Source organism: Paraburkholderia antibiotica (assembly GCF_012927125.1).
Taxonomy (GTDB): Bacteria; Pseudomonadota; Gammaproteobacteria; order Burkholderiales; family Burkholderiaceae; genus Paraburkholderia; species Paraburkholderia antibiotica.
Genome location: NZ_JABBFZ010000003.1, coordinates 273,112 through 290,399, shown reverse-complemented (window position 1 = coordinate 290,399; position 17,288 = coordinate 273,112). Strand labels below are relative to the sequence as shown.

Sequence of the window (17,288 nt, the reverse complement as noted above, 5' to 3'; positions counted from 1 at the left end):
GCCGCTCACTTCGACACCACGACTCCCGTCACCGCCGCGTTGATCGCCGGCAACAGCAGGTTCAACACGCGGTTGAAGCGAACGAGGCCGCCCTGGCCGACATACACGATGTCTTTCGGCTGCAGCTCGAACTGGTTGGCGAGCAGCATCGCCACCGGCGAGGTCGCATCGAGGTGATAGATCTGCGGCGAATCGCTGGTCGAATTGCGGATCACGAACAGTTGCTGCGCCGCGGCCGTGTTCGAGTCGAAGCTGCCGCCGTCCGAGATCGCCTGCGACAGCGTCAGCGAGCCGTTGCGCAACGGCAGCACCGTGGCCGGCTTGTTGACTTCGCCCATCACGTAGACGCCGCTGTCTTCGCGCGCGTTGACCCGCACCAGGTCGCCCGCCCGCAGATAGATATCCGACGGGTTGTGACCGTGCTTGATCAGGTCGTCGATGTTCAGCCGATAGGTCTTGCCCTCGCGAATCAGGTCGACCCGGCTGCGGTCCGCCGTCGTCGTAAAGCCGCCGCTCTGGCCGATCGCGTTGGTCAGCGACATCGGAACGTCGTTGACCGACTGGCTGCCCGGCGTGCGCACTTCGCCATCCACCGTCACCAGCGCGTTACGGAACGACGCGACCCGCACCGTCACTTCCGGCTTCTGGTACACCTTGCCCAGACGCTGATGCAACTCGCGCTGGATCGTCGCGACGTCCTTGCCCGCGACATGCAGATTGCCCGCATACGGAAACTGCACGTCGCCGTTTTCGTCGATCAGGAAGCCCGGCATCGCGTCTCCCGTGCGCGAACTGGTCGTCGGCTGACCGAGCGCGGCCGCGAGTTCCGGGTGATCCCAGACGACGATCTGCAGCACGTCGCCGGGGCCGACCTTATACGAGGTCGGCTTGCCGAACAGCGCCGCGGTCTCCGGCGGCACCGTCGACGCCTGCATGTCGGCATTCATCTTGCGCAGCAACGCCGCGTTGATGTCGGTGATCGGTATCTGCGTCTGCTGCGAAGCTTCGGTACTGTATTCCCCACCCGTGTCCTGAATCGTGGCCGGAGTAATCATCCGTTGTCCCGGTACGCTTCCGCATCCGGCAAGCAGTGCTGCACTAGTGAAAACCACAAGACTTCCCGTGCGAAAACCAAGCGAGCTCATGATTTTTCCTCCTTCGCCCCGAGGCGTTTGTTATCGACTTTCTAGTAAGCGTTTCGATGCACCAGTCCGGCGACAATCGTCGCGCCGATAATCCGCATGTCGAGAGCGAACGACCAATGGCCCAGGTAATACAGGTCATGCTCCACACGACGCTCCATTTTCTCGATGCGGTCGGTTTCGCCACGGAAGCCGTTGATCTGCGCCCAGCCCGTGATTCCCGGTTTGATCCGGTAGCGATTGATATAGCCCGCGACCACCTTCTGATAGAGGTCGTCGTGCTCGAGCGCATGGGGACGCGGTCCGACCACCGACATGTCGCCACGCAGCACGTTGAAAAATTGCGGCAGCTCGTCGAGGCTCGTGCGGCGCAGGAACGCGCCCACTTTCGTCACGCGCTTGTCGTTGCGCGTCGCCTGACTCAAAGTACCCTTCGCTTCGGTATGCACGCGCATCGAGCGAAACTTGTAGATCGTGAAGACGCGGCCGTCCGCGCCCTTGCGTTTCTGCCTGAACAGCACCGGTCCGCGCGAGGACAGCTTCACCGCGATCGCGATGGCGACCAGCAGCGGCGCGAGCGCGAACAGCGCGGTCGCCGCGAACAGCCGGTCGAAGATTTCCTTCTTCAGCATCGCGTTGGCCGACAACGGCGACGCCACCAGATTGATTGCCGGCACGCCGAGCAGATCGACCACGCCGCTGCCTTCGAACAGCGCATGACTGCGCACGTCCGGCATGAAACGGATGTTGACGAGGTCGTCGCGGAACTCGTCGATCAGCGCGCAGATCAGCGGCTCCTCGGAGAGCGACAACATCAGCCACAGCTCGTGGACGTCGTTGGTGCGGATGTATTCGGCGAGCGCATCGACGCGATCGAACACCGGCACGCGCGGATGGGTCACCGCGGAATCGTCCGGTCGCGTGTTGTAGACGGCCGTCGCGCGAAAACCCGCGGTCGGCGCCGCTTCGATCCGGCGCAGAATCGCGTCGCACTGCGAACCGTTGCCGACGATCGCGACCTGATGCAGGTTCATGCCGGCGCCGCGCGCACGCGCGAGCACCGCATGCGTGATCAGCCGGTACGCGATCATCAGGCCGCCGGTCGTCGCGGTCCAGTACGAAAACCACAGCCGCGACACGATGTCGATCCGGTGCAGCGAATACATCAGCACGAGCGCGCACGCCTGCACGATCAGCCACGCGAGCGACACCTGGCCGGCGAGCCCGAGCTTGGAGCGGCCGCGCCACGACTCGTAGACGCCGAAGGCCGGGAAGATCGCCAGCGCGAAGGCGGCCGAAAACATCACCAGCGCCCAGTAGAAGCCCGACTGGCCAAGATAGTCGAAGCGAATCTGCGACGCTACGGTCGCTCCCACCAATACCAGCGCGACATCGAAAATCCGCGCGAGCAGATCCTGAAACTTGCGCATTTTGCTTACCTCGCCTCGCCTTTCCTGTTCGCAAATGGAGCGTGAAAACGCTGCTTACGGGCAGCGACCGTAGTTGTCATTGAACCTCACGATGTCGTCTTCGCCGAGATAGGCGCCGGACTGGATTTCGATGATTTCGAGCGGCACCTTGCCGGGGTTTTCGAGCCGGTGACGCGTGCCGAGCGGAATGTAGGTCGATTCGTTTTCGCTCAGCAGGAACTGTTCGTCGCCGCGCGTCACGAGCGCGGTACCGCGCACCACCACCCAGTGTTCGGCGCGGTGATGATGCAGTTGCAGCGACAGCTGCGCGCCGGGCGTGACGACGATGCGCTTCACCTGAAAGCGCTCGCCGCGATCGATCGAGTCGTAGAAGCCCCACGGGCGCCGCACCTTGCGATGCGCATCGGCCTCGGGCGCGTGCTGCGCCTTGATGCGCGACACGAGCCCCTTCACGTCCTGCACGTGCGAGCGATCGACCACCAGCACCGCGTCGGCGGTCTCGACCACGACGACGTTCGCCGTGCCGACGCAGGCGACCAACCGCCCTTCCGAATGCGCGTAGCACGACACCGCGCCCTCGAACGTGACGCGGCCGCGGCCGGCGTTACCGTTCGCGTCCTTGGCCATCGCGGCCCACACGGCGTCCCACGAGCCGAGATCGGACCAGCCGGCTTCGAGCGGGATCACGACGCCGGCGGGAAGGCTGGAGGCCGTGGCGTGCGGGTCTGCGTTGCGGTCTGCGTTGCGGTCTGCGTTGCGGTTTTCGTTGCTGCTTTCGTTGCCGTTCGGGTTGGCGCTTTCGCTGTCGGCGGCATTGCTGCTGCTCTGCAATTCATCCGCTGGCGGTTCGGCAAGCCGCTCCATCACCGCGTAATCGATCGAGTCGGCGGGCACCGCGAGGAATGCATCATGCGACGGCCGGAACACCGCGCCATCGTTCTTGCCGCCGGCAAACGCGCTTTCGCACGGCACATGCATGTCGGGACGCAAATGCGCGAGCGCATCGAGCCACACGCTCGCGCGCACGATGAAGATGCCGCTGTTCCACCAGTACGTACCGGCCGCCACGTATTGCGCGGCGATTTCCTCGGCGGGCTTCTCGACGAAGCCGTCGATCGCATGACCGCCCTCGGCCAGCGCCGCGCCGATGCGGATATAGCCGAAGCCGGTGTCGGGCCGCGTCGGCGGCACACCGAGCGTCGCGATCGCGCCGGCTGCCGCGTGGCGCGCCGCGCAATCGAGCGCGCGTTGCAGCGCGGGCACGTCGGCGATCGCGTGATCGGCCGGCATCACGATCAGGATCGCGTCGTCGCCGGCCGCGCGTGCGAGCAAGGCCGCGAGCGTCAGCGCGGGCGCCGTATCGCGTCGCGCGGGCTCGACGATCAGCCGTGCGTCGACGCCGTTGCCGTGCAATTGCTCGGCAATCACGAAACGATGTTCCTCGCCGCACACGACGATCGGCGACGCATCGATGCTCCAGCCCGCCGGAAAACCGTCGAGGCGCCGCGCGGTGGCCTGCAGCAGCGAGTCCGAGCCGACCACGTCGATCAGCTGCTTCGGAAAGTTCTCGCGCGACACGGGCCACAACCGCGTGCCCGAGCCGCCCGCCAGAATCACCGGAACGATATGCGCGCAGCGCGAGCCGGCCGCACCGGCGCTAGCGCCGGTCGGCTCGACAGATCTGGCGCTCACCATGCTCTGCGTCAACATATTCGGATTCCTTATAATTCTGCAAGGTACAAGGAAGATCGGTCCGGTCCCCACTTGCCGTCACGGCAAACGCGGCAACTGCCCTGCCTCGGTCGGCGCTACTCGCCAGCCATCCTGCGGCTTTGAATCCTGAACTCGGTCGGCGAGATCCTCATGCGCTTGCGGAACACTTTCGCGAGACGGTCGCCGTTGCCCATGCCGGTACGGCGAGCAATCTTGTCGACCGGCAATTCGGATTCGGTCAACAGGCTGCACGTCACCGCGAGGCGTTCGTGCAGCAGAAAACTCGACGGCGTAATGCCCATTTCCATCTTGAAGCGGCGCAGGAAGTTGCGCTCGCTCATCGCCGCGAACTGCGCGGCGTCGGCAATCGAAATCGACTGCTGACAGTTCTCCTGCAGCCAGCGCGCGGCCGCGCGTACCTTGTCGCCGGGACTCATGCCGCCGTCTTCGCCGAGCAGCGGCGCGAGGTTCGTGCACGAGTCGGACAGCAGCCGCTCGGCCGCCATGCGCGCGGTCGCGTTGCCCAGATCGCGCTTGATCATCCCGAGCGCGCTGCGCATCGATTCGAGGCGGTCGCTGACTTCCACGCCGCCATGCTCGGCAGCGCGCGCGCCGTTTGCGGCGTTCGTTGATGCTCCGTGCGCCGCACTGGCCGCGCCGACGCCGTTAGCGCCGCTCGCGCCATAGGCCAGTTGACGCGGTTCGTCGCCGTCGTGGCTGTCGTGACTGTCGGGCACGTACGCTGCATCGAGCACCGTGCGGCCTTCGGCGATCGGCCGGATCATCGACGTATTGCGTCGAACGCGGCGCAGCCAGCCGATCAGCCGCTCGTCGTGCGCAGCGATCGTCGCGCCCTTGCCGCCCGCGACATACAGCGCATCAAAGCCGCCGTAATGACGCGCGTCGAGCCCGTCGGTCCACACCCGCAAACCGGACGACGACGTCACCATGCCACCATCGGCGGACAGAAACGACACGTCGTAGAGCCACGCGCCCGAGCCCGCATTGGCGAGTTCGTTGGCGGCCTGAAAAACTTCAGCGATGACACCCGCTGCCTGCAGCGAGCAGTCGTTGAACAGCAGAATGGCGATATGGCGCACGCCCTTATTCGGCGCATGCACCCAACGCAGCATTGCAGACTCGAGACTCGCGCAGGTCATAGTCATCCTCTCGAAGGAAATCGGTAGACTTCACCTTCCACGGCCATAAGGCGTTCCCACTCGGTGCACTGCATCATAGCGACGGCTTCCAGCATTTAGCCGCCATGACCGAAAGTGCGGACATGTTGGCGCGTTAATGGGTGACCGTCAGTGCAATTCCGCTCATTGCCGAAGCGGGTCGTCTTATCGATGGATTAATGCCAATTCCGCATATGCCGGAATATGCATTCGAGAATGTTAAGTCAATTTAAAAATTGATTGCGTACGCCAGCGCACACTGCACGCCCACTCGAAAAAGGACATACCCTAATTCGATTCGGCCGCGAACGCCGGTGTTTGAAGGCGATTCTTGCGAAGAATCTATCGAATTGAGTGGGACCGCCTCCCCCTCTTCTGCGTGCCTGCTCCCAGGATGGGCCGTTCTCCAGACAATAACCGTCGGGGAACGTAATGACGTCATTCGTTTTACCCAATATAAACGCAATAGAGACCCGAAAGATTATTTAATCCATCATTATTGGGTCGCCTGAATATAAGAATGACGATTAATGTTTCAGGCGTGAAACATCGAAATCGGACCGCTTCAGGGTACCGTCAATTGACAAGCGAATGGCGGATTGTGTCGGTTTGCGCCCGGTTCGATTCCGCCATCGAATTGCGGAAATGGACTATGCCTTTTCCGCAAGATTGGGATTGACGAACGAAGCGGGTTACACGCGATGATGAGCCATCGCACGCCGCTTCGGCGACGCCGCGACGACATGCAATGTTTATGTGCCACACGATGGCACGATGTGCCGATAGTTCGGCGTGTAGCGACAGCTTTCCGGCGGGCAAGCGCACATAAAACCCGCATCGACACGGGTTACGATGCCGCAAAATACGCGGGAGTCCGAAGATGAACGGCCTTGCCTGGATCATGCTGATACTGGCTGCGATGATTGGTGCGTTCCTTTTCGCGACGATCGGCGTCGTCGTGCTCACGCTGCTGTTCGCCAACGTATCGGACCGGCTCGCGCGCACCGACGACACGCGTCGCGACTCCTAGTACTTTCATCGCGATGCGCGCGCAGCCAGCTGCGGATTTTTCGTGGATTGCTTCTCTGCGCCGCGCCGCCCGCGTCGCGAATCGAATCGAATCGCTACTTCGAAATATCCTCCAGCGCGACATCGCGCGTTTTCGGCCCGAGCGTGCCAATCGCGACCATCACCACTGCCATCGCGCCGGAGATGAACACGAACACGCCGTTCACGCCGAAGCGGCCGAGACACGCGGCGATCACGAACGCCGAGAACATCGCCGAAATACGGCTCCACGAATACACGAAACCCACCGCGCGAGCCCGGATGCTGGTTGGAAACAGCTCGGCCTGATACGCGTGATAGCTGTACGAAATGATATTGCCCGCGAGCACCAGACACACGCCAAGGCTGACGAGCAGCACCGTCTCGCGCGCGTGACTGAACGCAAGACCGCACACCACGTTGAGCGCCGCCATGCAGATAATCACGCTCTTGCGCTCGAAGCGGTCGGCGATCAGCAGTCCCAGCAGCGGCCCGAGCGGCGCGGCGATCGCGATGATGCTCGCGTACATCAGACTCGTCGTCACCGTGATGCCCTGCTTGATCAGCAGCGTCGGAATCCAGTTGGCGAAGCCGTAGTAGCCCATCGTCTGGAACACGTGAAAGATGATCAGCATCAGCGTGCGCTTGCGATACGGCGGCACCAGCAGATCGCGGAACGCCGCTCGCGCGCGCACCGGTTCCGGCTGCGCCGGCTCCGGCAGCGGCAAGCCGCACTTGCGCCGATACTCGCTCGCGACGCGTGCTTCGAGACGCGTCATCACCGCGTCGGCTTCGTCGATGCGGCCTTTCTGCGCGAGCCAGCGCGGGCTCTCCGGCAAGCCACGACGAATCCACCACACGACGACAGCCCCGACCGCGCCGATCAGCACGACGAGCCGCCAGCCATCGAGACCGAACAAACGCTGCGGCACCAGCAGATACGACAGAAACGCGACGATCGGCACCGCACAGAAACCGACCGCCTGCGAACACGCCGACGCGCGGCCGCGCACGTGCTTGGGCACGAGCTCGGAGATATACGTGCCGATCGTGACGATCTCGACGCCGATCCCGATGCCCGCGATAAAGCGCCAGCAGTTCAGTCCGAGCGCCGTATGCTGGAATGCCATCACGACGTTGGCCGTCGTGTACCACAGCAGCGACCACGTGAAGATCGCGCGCCGCCCGAAGCGGTCCGCGAGAAAGCCGCACGCCGCCGTGCCGACGAATAGCCCCGCGAACAGCGCGGCGATGAAGCTCGCGACGCCGCTCGTGCCGAACAGTCCATGCGTGGTCGCACTGAGGATGCCGCTCTTCACGAGGCCCGGCGCGATATAGCCCGAATACATCAGGTCATACAGTTCGAAGAACATGCCGAAGCTCAGCAGCATCACCAACTGCCAGATCGTGCGGGTCGCGGGCAAGCGGTCGAGCCGCGCGGAAATGCGCGCGCCATCAAGGGCGATCGAACCGATGCGGCCAGATGTGGTTGCATCGGTGTCCTTGGGCGCGCCATTCAGTGCGCCGGCCTCGCCGAGCGCGGTAGCGTAGATCGCCTGATTCGACGATTTCATCGTCTGTCTCCTTGAAGTCCGGTCTCGCGCCGGATCGGATGGATGAAGAGCGGTTGCGTGGGATTAGGCGGACGAGGTGTCATGCTGCGAGCGGTGCGCAGTGTGCTTCGCTTCATTTCACTCCGCTGCGCTGCGAGTGCATCGCGAAGCACCGCTAGAACGCAGCATGAAGCCTGTCGCCAACCTCAACGCAAACATCAGCACAAACGTCAGCGCCAACCTCCGCGCAAACTTCAGGCAGCCTCGCGCGGCACCGCTGCCTGCGTCGCGCCGGCCAGTGCCGCGATCCGCGCGTCGTCATAACCAAGCCCGCGCAGCACCTCGGCGGTGTGCTCGCCGATCTTCGCAATCGGCCGACGCGGTGCGAGACGCGCGCCGTCGAGCGAAATCGGCAGCAGCGGCATCGCGGTTTCGCTGCCGTCGTCAAGTGTCAGTGGAGCGAGGCCGCCGCTGGCGTTCAGATGCGGATCGTCGAACAGCTCCTCGGGCTTCGTGATCGACGCGAACGGAATGTGATTGCGTTCGAACAGCGGCACGAGCGACGCGCCGTCAAAACGGCTCAGGCTTTCGCCGAGCGTCTGCAACAGCCAGCCGCGCGCGAGCACGCGATCGTTGTTGGTCGCGAGGCGCGGGTCGGCCAACAGATCGTCGCGCTCGAGAATCGCGCACAGCGCGCGCCACTGCGCGTCGCCGGTCGCGGCGATGAACATCTGCTCGCCGTGCGCGAGCGTGAACACGTCGTACACCGCCCATGCGCTGATGCGCTCGGGCATCGGCGCGGCGGCCACACCGGTCGCCGCGAACTGCTGCATGTGCTGTGCCGAGAGCAGCACGCAGTTTTCGAACAGCGCGCTCTGCACTTCCTTGCCACGGCCGCTCGCGTGCCGCTCGTGCAGCGCGGCCAGCACGCCGATCGCGCCGAACATGCCGCCCATGATGTCGTTGACCGAGCTGCCCGCGCGCAGCGGACGGCCGACCGGTCCGGTCATGTACGCGAGGCCCGCCATCATCTGCACGACTTCGTCGAGCGCGAGACGGTGCTCGTAAGGACCGTTGAGGAACCCCTTATGCGACACGTAGATCAGCTTCGGATTGCGCTCGCGCAGCGTCGCGTAATCGAGGCCGAGGCTCGCCATGCGGCCGGGCTTGAAGTTTTCGACGAACACGTCAGCGCTGTCGACGAGCGCATGCAACGCGTCGAGGCCTGCTTCGCTGTCGAGATCGAGCGCGACGCTCTTCTTGTTGCGGTTGAAGGTACGAAAAAAACCCGCGCCGGTGCCGAGTAGCCGTCGCGTGCCGTCGCCGCGCGGTGGCTCGACCTTGATCACATCGGCACCGAGGTCGCCGAGGATCATCCCGCAGGTCGGGCCCATCACCATATGCGACAGCTCGATCACGCGGATGCCGGCGAGCGGCAACGCGCCGGCGTGTGATGACGATGACGCGGAAGACGGCTCAAAAGACGGCGAAGCAGCAGAACCCGAAGCCGCGGCAGCGAAAGAAGATGAAGTCATGGCAGCGCCTGTGAAGAAAGGAAAATCGTTCAGGAATGCGACGCGACGTGTTCTGCGGATTCGCTCGCCACGCGACGCGCGTCGGCGAACTGCTTCGGCAAGCCGGCGCGCGCCAGATAGCCGTACAGCGGTTCGCCGGGCAATGCTTCCGCGAGCACCGCGCGCGATTCAAGCAGCAGCGCGAGGTCGATGCCGGTGTCGTAGCCCATGCTGTCGAGCATGAAGACGAGGTCTTCGGTATTCACGTTGCCGGTCGCGCCCGGCGCATGCGGGCAGCCGCCGAGACCGGCCAGCGACGCGTCGAATTCGCGGATGCCGTGCCGCAACGCGACCAGCGTATTGGCAAGGCCGAGCCCGCGCGTGTCGTGAAAGTGCAGCGAGCGCAGCCTGTCGCCGGCGACGTCGCGCACCCGTTCGATCACTTCGCCGACCTGGCGCGGTGTCGCTTCGCCGGTGGTGTCGCCAAGCGCGATCACGTCCGCGCCAGCTTGCAGCGCGCCGCGCGCGATCGCGGCGATATCCGCATACGGCACCGCGCCTTGCAGCGTGCATCCGAACACCGTCGAGAGTCCCGCGATCAGTTCGACGCGCGGCGCGCCAGCGCGGGCCGTCGCGTCGATCAGCTCGCGCATCGCGGCGAACGCGTCGAGCATCGCGGCGGGCGTCTTGCGCACGTTCGCGAGGCTATGCGCGACGCTCACCGAGATCGGCGCGACGATGCGTTGCGCGCCCGCTTCGATCGCGTGTTGCGCGCCCTTCAGGTTCGGCACCAGCGCGCTCACGTGCAGATCGGCGTAACGGCGCGCGTGGGCGATCACCTCGGCGGCGTCGGCCATTTGCGGCAGCAGCTTCGCCGGCACGAAGGACGCGACTTCCATGTGTCGCACGCCGGCCGCATAGGCGGCGTCGATCCAGCGTCGCTTGTACTCGGTGGGCATGATGCGGGCAATGCTTTGCAGACCGTCGCGCAGACCGACTTCGGTCACGACGACGCGCTCGCGGATCTCATTCATCGGTTCGAATCCTGATGGTGGACGGAGGGTGAAGGCGTCAGGGGCGAAGACCGCGAGTCAAGGGGCGAAATTCGCCCGCTGGCTGGAGAAGACGCGCCTGACTGAATGATCGACAGCGTGCCCGCGTACGAGCGCGCGGCAAAGTCTGCGTTGACGACGCACTCCATCGCCGCTCGCGATGGCGGCTCACGTCGATGGGACGGGCGCGAGCGCGCGCCTGGGTGAAATGCTTAAGGGTTTGTCTGGGGGAATGGCGGTTGGGCTTTAGCGGTTGGGTTGTAGCGGCCACGTTGGCGACACGCACCAGCGAACGCAACGAACCCGCGTCACGCCCCGCCGAGCAGATGCTCCAGCAGGCGCGCCGCCGCCAGCGTCAAGGCCGCGCGATCGCGCATGCAGATCACGAAGCGCCGCTCGGCCCACGCGTCGCGCAGCGGCACCGCGACGATCCCGTAGGCGTCGGCGGCATGACGCGGCAGCGCCTCACGCGGCAGGATCGCGACCGCGAGCCCTGCCTGGATGAAGCGATACGCGGCATCGAAGGTCGATACGTAAGTGCGGTAATTGAGCTCGCGGCCCTTCTCCTGCGCGATGCGCTGCATCAGCGCATTCACCGACGCGTTCGACGCGAGCCCCAGATGATCGAACGCGAGCGTCTCGTCGAAGCTGACGGCGGCCGCGTCCGCGAGCGGATGCGCGCGCGGCACGATCAGCGCGAGATGGTCGGCGCGGTACGGCAATGTGTCGAGGCTGCCGAGCGGCACCACGTCGCGACAGATGCCGAGATCGGCGACGCCCTCTTCGACGCCGCGCACGATGTCCGCGCTCACGCGCTCCTCGACGTCGACGCGAATGCCCGGATGCGCCTGCAGAAACGCCGACAGCGCCTCGGGCAAGAACTCCACCATCGACGACACGTTCGCCAGCACCCGCACCTGCCCGCGCGCGCCGGCCGCGTATTCGCCGAGTTCAGCCTGCAGGCGTTCATGGCCGCGCATGATGAGCCTCGCGTGGCGCAACAGCGCTTCGCCGGCGGCGGTCGGCCGCACGCCGCGCTGGCTGCGCGACAGCAACGCGACATCGACGAGCGCTTCGAGATCGGCAAGCCGCTTGCTGACCGCCGACGGCGCGATGAACTCGCGCTCGGCCGCGCGCGCGATCGTGCCTTCCTCGCACACGGCGATGAACAAGCGCAGCGTCACCTGATCGATCTGCCACATCGGCGCGGCGGCTCCTGAGGTTCGGGGAAAGACGGGTTGGGAAACGGGTTCAGAAACGGGCCGTGACGCGGACCTGGAAGCGGACTATGGAACGAACGATAAAGCGGCCCGCGAAATGGCTTGCGGAAAATTATGCCCGAGGAAAACGGCGGCCAAGGCACGACCGCGGGTATCTCCCGGTCGAGCACCGACGCACCGACGCCACACTTGCCCGCGATTTTCGGCGCCGCTATGCTGGCGGCTGCGTGCATATGCGCGTATGAGGGCATGGACCATCCGCGGCGCTTGCCACACGGCACCCCGCCCGCACCACAACCGTGCAGGCAAGCCACCCCGACTAACGCACGCCGCCACATCCCGCAGGCACCCACCCTAACCAGAACAAACACCCGAGACTCTGCCGATGTCGACCACCAGCCTCTTCTTCACCGCCGCCGGCGTCGGCCTGGCGATCGCCGCGCCTGTCGGCCCGATGGGCATGCTGTGCATCCGCCGCACGCTGACCGGCGGCCCGCGTGCCGGACTCGCGATCGGCTTCGGCATCGCGAGCGGCGACGCCGCTTATGGGCTGATCGCGGCGCTCGGCCTCGTCGGCATTTCGCAGTTCATGCTCGCGTACGACCGCCCGCTGCATCTGCTCGCGGGTCTGTTCCTGCTGTACCTCGGCGTGCGCACGCTGCTGCAGAAACCGCCCGCCGACAACGCCGCCGATAACGCCGCCGATAACAACGGTGAAAACGGCAACGGCAAGCTCGCGCAGATCGGCCACGCCGGCGCGCTGCGCGCCTATGCGAGCGCGCTGCTGCTGACGCTGACCAACCCGCAGACCGTCATCATGTTCGCCGCGCTGTTCACGACGCTCGCGCCGCGCGGCGCGTTCTCGCCGGCGATCGCGCTGACGACGGTCGGCGGTGTGTTCGTGGGCTCGATCGCGTGGTGGTGCTTCCTCGTGACCGTGGTGTCGCTCGCGCGCCATGCGATCGGCAGCAAGCTGCGCGTCGCGATCGACCGCGTGGTCGGTTTCACGCTCGCGGCGTTCGGCGTCGTCGAGATTCGCCGCGCGCTTTGAGGCGCTCCGCTGCAACACGCGCTACAACACGCGCTGCCAAGCTCCGGGCAGCGCCGACCGGTGCCCAACCGCCCCGAAGAGTCTTCCGAACGGTTCGATAGATAGCCCACTCCGCCGCGCCGTGACGCTGCTGCGTCGGCCGCGTCGCGCTCGTCGTGGGCAGATCGCGCACGCAGGCGCGGCAGTTTTGCGACAATAGCGCCTTTCGCCGCGCGGGCGGCGGCCGGACCGGCGGCGCAAGCAGCGCCAACGACGGTCCCCACGCGGCGCCGCACGGCGGCTGGCGCGCCCGCGCCGCGGCCCGTTCCGACGTCCTTGCACCGGCCTTGCCGGCGTTGCCTCGGCCTCCCATTCACCTGCGATCCGTCAGCTGTCCGTTCAATGGCTCTACCCCACATCGATCTGCTGTACTCCGTTTCCGGCCTGTTCGTCGGTTTTCTGGTCGGGCTGACGGGCGTCGGCGGCGGCTCGCTGATGACGCCGATCCTCGTCCTGCTGTTCAACGTGCATCCGGCCACCGCGGTCGGCACCGATCTGCTGTACGCGGCCGCCACCAAGGCGACCGGCACGCTGGTGCACGGCCTGAAGGGTTCGGTCGACTGGCAGATCACGTTGCGTCTCGCGGCCGGCAGCGTGCCCGCCGCGACCATCACGCTGATCCTGCTGCACCGCTACGGGATGGACACGCCGGGCGCCAGCCGGCTGATCCAGATCGTGCTCGGCGCGGCGCTGCTGATTACCGCGATCGCGCTGGTCTTTCGTCCGCAGCTGGCGGCGCTCGGCGCGCGCAAGCAACGCGCGCCGCGCCAGGGCCGCACGCTCGCGCTGACGATGCTGACCGGCGCGATTCTCGGCGTGCTGGTGTCGCTGACGTCGGTGGGCGCGGGCGCGATCGGCGTGACGGTGTTGCTGCTGCTGTATCCGCTGCTGCCGACCACGCGCATCGTCGGTTCCGATATCGCGCATGCGGTGCCGCTGACGTTGCTGGCGGGCGCCGGGCACTGGCTGCTCGGTTCGGTCGACTGGTCGATGCTGGCGTCGCTGCTGGTGGGGTCGTTGCCGGGCATCGCGATCGGCAGCTATCTGTCGTCGCGCGCGCCGGACGCGCTGCTGCGCAACCTGCTCGCCGCGACGCTGACGCTGGTCGGCGTGCGGCTGGTGATGTCGTAAGGACCGCTTGCGGCGTGCCGCGCGGCACGCCTCGTCCCGACGCGTTCTACCTGAAAAACCGGCAGGTCAGATCCGCCTCGAACTGCCGGATCCACTGCCCATGGCTGTCGCGATACGACTGGGTCCAGCCGCCGCGCCGCACCGTGACGAGGCGCTCGTGCGTGGGCTCGTCCGAGGTCGCGCTCGCGCTGATGTCGAAATGCACGGGGGCAAAGCCGTGACGCGCGCACACCAGCTCGAAGGCCGCGCGATCGCCGATCGGCAGATCGATATAGCGAAAAAGCGTGGTTCCCATAGCGTCGCTCCCCATTCCTGCTCATCAGAGTACGCCTTGCAATGCGACGTCACTGTGTTGCATCGCACGAATCCACGACGGCCGCCTCCACGCTGGAAATCCGACTGACACGGCGAGCGTCGCTCGTGTCAGGAAGCGTGCAAGAATCGCGGCGAAAAAAAAGCTCCGACAATCTGCCGGAGCCTGGTGATTCGACGCTGCGGCGCGCAGCGGCAATGCGAAGCCGCATCGCGACGACATTAGCGCAACGACATCAGCGCAACAACACGAGCACGGCGACATGAGCGCGGCGTCCACCCGCCCGCGCGATGTCACCGCAACGTCATCCGATTCCGCTACGCCGCCATGCCGCCAGCCGATGCGGCGCCTACACGCCGCGCGGCCCGTCCGGCACCGCGCGCACGCCGCACCGCCGATCGCTTACTGCTGCATGACCGTCAGCTTGTTCGACACCGACGACACGCCCGCGACGCCCTTCGCCGCTTCGCCAGCCGCATCGATCTGGCCTTGGCTCGGCACCGAGCCGGTCAGCGTCACCGCGCCGCCACGCGCGCGCACCGCGATGTTCGACACGTCGAGACCCTGGGTCTTGGTGAGCGCGGCGCGCACCTTGCGGCCGAGTTCGTGATTCGCGCGCTTGCCGGCCTTGACGTTGGCGGCTGCCGCCGACGGCGAAGCCGCTGCCGGCGCGCTTGCCTGGGCGTACACGTTGCACGCCGCCACCATCGCCACAACCGATCCCAGCGTTTTCAGAAAACCGACCGTCTTCATAGCTCTCTTCTCCTTGGTTTCACATTGGACCGCCCCTACAAGCGGCTTCGTTACGACTACTCGCGGCCATCGCGGCGCGCACGCGCGCTTTCGCAACGGCCGGCTACGGCTGTGACACTGTGCAAGAGGCAAGAGAGGCTGGCTGCCCATGACCGCCCGACAACGGTCCGTCAGGGTGACGGCGCGCGCGACGGCTCGGCAACCGGCAAACCGCGATGTCCGTCGACGCCTCCGGTTCTTGTCGTGCCGGAATCGCGCCGCGCAAACGTTGGTTCGCGGTAGCGATGCACAATTTAATCTAGCCGGGGCAGAAGCGCAAAGGGTTTAGCGCGCGGCGTCGCATGCCGGCAGCGACCGCGCGATGCGGGCTGGATCGGGTCGCGCGGCGGCGCTGGGCAGCGGAGCGTTCGCGCGGGGATTTACGAAGACACGCGAAGACCCACGAAGACCCGCGAAGCCGCCCGTTTCGCCGTCGCGCGAATCTCAGGTACCATCGGCGCGACGCGGTTGACCGCGCGGCCCGTCCCGCGCACCGCGCTGCCACTGTCGCGCTGTCTGCCCGCCGTTGCGAGCTTTTACGCGCTTTTCATGCACCTACGCGCCCTCCCGAGCGTCGCCGTCAGATGATCCGATGAAGCCAGCCACCGGCCGTTCCCGCCCTCCCCACCTCGTCGCCCGGTTCGTCGCGATCTCGTGGCGCGACCTCGCGGTCTCGTTCGGGCCGCTCGTGCTGCTCGGCCTCGTCGCGATCTGGGCCGCCGTGCGGCTGATCCAGCCGGCGCCGCCGAACACGCTGACGATCAGCGCCGGCCCGGTCGGCAGCACGTTCTGGAACTCCGCGCAGAAGTACAAGACGATCCTCGCGCGCAACCGCATCACGCTGAATGTGCTGGACTCGCCGGGTTCGCAGGAAAACCTCAAACGCCTCGCGGATCCCCATTCGAACGTCGACGTCGCGATCGTGCAAAGCGGCACCGCGCGCGGCGTGGCCGACAAGAATGCGAGCCTGATGTCGCTCGGCAGCGTCACCTACGTGCCGCTCGCGATCTTCTATCGCGGCGCGCCGATCCAATGGCTGTCCGAATTCAAGGGCCAGCGCCTCGCGATCGGCGCCGAGGGCAGCGGCACGCGCGAACTCGCGCTCGCGTTGCTGAAGGCCAACGGCATCGAGCCGGGCGGCCCGACCCAACTGCTGCCGCTGTCGGGCAGCGACGCCGCCGACGCGCTGATCGACGGCAAGATCGACGCAGCCTTCCTCGCCGGCGACTCCGCGCAGCCGGCGGTAATGGGCAAGCTGTACCGCACGCAAAACGTGCGGTTCTACGATTTCACCCAGGCCGACGCGTACACGCGGCGCTTTCCGTACCTGACCCAGCTGAAGCTGCCGATGGGCGCGTTCGACCTCGGCCAGAACCTGCCGGCGACGTCGGTCAACATCGTCGCGCCGACCGCCGAGCTGGTCGCGCGGGATTCGCTGCATCCGGCGCTGTCGGATCTGCTGATCGAAGCGGCGCGCGAGGTGCACGGCAACGCGACGATCCTGCAGCGCGCCGGCGAATTCCCCGCGCCGATCGCCCACGACTTCCCGCTCTCCGACGACGCCGCGCGCTACTACAAGTCGGGCAAGAGCTTCCTGTACCGCACACTGCCGTTCTGGATCGCAAGTCTCGCCGACCGGCTGCTGGTGATCGTGGTGCCGCTGATCGTGCTGCTGGTGCCGGCGCTGCGCGTCGTGCCGGGGCTCTACGCGTGGCGGGTCAAGTCGCGCATCTACCGCTGGTACGGCGCGCTGATCGCGCTCGAGCGCGGCGCGCTCAGCGAACATTCGGCGACCGAACGCGACGCGTTGATCGAGAAGCTCGACACGATCGAGGACTCGGTCAACGGTATGAAGATGCCGCTCGCCTACGCGGATCAGTTCTACGTGCTGCGCGAGCACATCGGTTTCGTGCGACGGCGACTCGCGGAAAGCCGCGACGTGCAGGAGCGCGACGACGCCGACAGCCGGACGGACGAGCCGCCGTCGGCGCAGCGAACCGACGCGGCGACGCAACCGCCGGCCTGAGCGCGGACCGAGGCCCCGCCACCAGGGGATATCGACCGGTGCAAGCGGGAGCCGCACCGCGTAAGATCATGACAATTTTGACGGGAT

General features: G+C 66.0%; 14 protein-coding genes. 4 read left to right on the top strand and 10 right to left on the bottom strand.

All coding sequences use genetic code 11. The features are described 5' to 3' along the window. Positions 1–5: 5 nt before the first annotated feature. From HHL14_RS08165 to HHL14_RS08150, 4 genes are all read right to left on the bottom strand, one after another. Positions 6–1,145 (bottom strand): polysaccharide biosynthesis/export family protein, encoded by a 1,140-nt coding sequence (locus HHL14_RS08165; protein WP_169497082.1) that lies wholly within the window; start codon positions 1,143–1,145, stop codon positions 6–8. A gap of 41 nt (positions 1,146–1,186) precedes the next feature. Next, positions 1,187–2,572: an undecaprenyl-phosphate glucose phosphotransferase gene (locus HHL14_RS08160; RefSeq protein ID WP_169497081.1), complete on the bottom strand. Its 1,386-nt coding sequence runs from the start codon at positions 2,570–2,572 to the stop codon at positions 1,187–1,189. Between the two features lie 54 nt (positions 2,573–2,626). Continuing rightward, positions 2,627–4,282 carry a sugar phosphate nucleotidyltransferase gene (locus HHL14_RS08155; protein ID WP_169497080.1) on the bottom strand — a complete coding sequence of 552 codons (1,656 nt, stop codon included), beginning with the start codon at positions 4,280–4,282 and terminating at the stop codon, positions 2,627–2,629. A gap of 98 nt (positions 4,283–4,380) precedes the next feature. Next, positions 4,381–5,445, bottom strand: a complete 1,065-nt coding sequence (locus HHL14_RS08150; RefSeq protein ID WP_169497268.1) for a helix-turn-helix domain-containing protein — start codon at positions 5,443–5,445, stop codon at positions 4,381–4,383. Between the two features lie 898 nt (positions 5,446–6,343). On the opposite strand from HHL14_RS08150, the gene HHL14_RS08145 reads away from it, so the two are divergent. Then, the gene (locus HHL14_RS08145; protein WP_169497079.1) at positions 6,344–6,493 is read left to right on the top strand and encodes a hypothetical protein; all 150 of its coding nucleotides are present in this window, start codon (positions 6,344–6,346) and stop codon (positions 6,491–6,493) included. Positions 6,494–6,587: 94 nt separating this feature from the next. On the opposite strand, the gene HHL14_RS08140 is transcribed toward HHL14_RS08145, so the two are convergent. From HHL14_RS08140 to HHL14_RS08125, 4 genes are all read right to left on the bottom strand, one after another. After that, the gene (locus HHL14_RS08140; RefSeq protein ID WP_169497078.1) at positions 6,588–8,084 is read right to left on the bottom strand and encodes an MFS transporter; all 1,497 of its coding nucleotides are present in this window, start codon (positions 8,082–8,084) and stop codon (positions 6,588–6,590) included. 233 nt (positions 8,085–8,317) lie between these two features. Beyond that, entirely contained in the window at positions 8,318–9,463 is a 1,146-nt protein-coding gene (locus HHL14_RS08135; protein ID WP_230412969.1) for a CaiB/BaiF CoA transferase family protein, read from the bottom strand. A gap of 164 nt (positions 9,464–9,627) precedes the next feature. Further along, entirely contained in the window at positions 9,628–10,611 is a 984-nt protein-coding gene (locus tag HHL14_RS08130) for a hydroxymethylglutaryl-CoA lyase (RefSeq protein WP_169497077.1), read from the bottom strand. 326 nt (positions 10,612–10,937) lie between these two features. Further along, on the bottom strand, positions 10,938–11,831 hold the full coding sequence (locus HHL14_RS08125) for a LysR substrate-binding domain-containing protein (RefSeq protein WP_169497076.1): 894 nt from the start codon (positions 11,829–11,831) through the stop codon (positions 10,938–10,940). A gap of 403 nt (positions 11,832–12,234) precedes the next feature. On the opposite strand from HHL14_RS08125, the gene HHL14_RS08120 reads away from it, so the two are divergent. Both HHL14_RS08120 and HHL14_RS08115 read left to right on the top strand, forming a co-directional pair. Continuing rightward, entirely contained in the window at positions 12,235–12,900 is a 666-nt protein-coding gene (locus HHL14_RS08120) for a LysE family translocator (RefSeq protein WP_169497075.1), read from the top strand. 381 nt (positions 12,901–13,281) lie between these two features. After that, a complete protein-coding gene (locus HHL14_RS08115) occupies positions 13,282–14,070 on the top strand; it encodes a sulfite exporter TauE/SafE family protein (protein WP_169497074.1) in 789 nt (262 codons plus the stop codon). Between the two features lie 46 nt (positions 14,071–14,116). On the opposite strand, the gene HHL14_RS08110 is transcribed toward HHL14_RS08115, so the two are convergent. Both HHL14_RS08110 and HHL14_RS08105 read right to left on the bottom strand, forming a co-directional pair. Beyond that, entirely contained in the window at positions 14,117–14,365 is a 249-nt protein-coding gene (locus HHL14_RS08110) for a hypothetical protein (protein ID WP_169497073.1), read from the bottom strand. Positions 14,366–14,785: 420 nt separating this feature from the next. Next, on the bottom strand, positions 14,786–15,136 hold the full coding sequence (locus tag HHL14_RS08105) for a BON domain-containing protein (protein ID WP_169497072.1): 351 nt from the start codon (positions 15,134–15,136) through the stop codon (positions 14,786–14,788). A 631-nt stretch (positions 15,137–15,767) separates the two neighbouring features. Here HHL14_RS08105 and HHL14_RS08100 point away from each other — a divergent pair. Then, on the top strand, positions 15,768–17,201 hold the full coding sequence (locus tag HHL14_RS08100) for a TAXI family TRAP transporter solute-binding subunit (RefSeq protein WP_169497071.1): 1,434 nt from the start codon (positions 15,768–15,770) through the stop codon (positions 17,199–17,201). Positions 17,202–17,288: the final 87 nt, after the last annotated feature.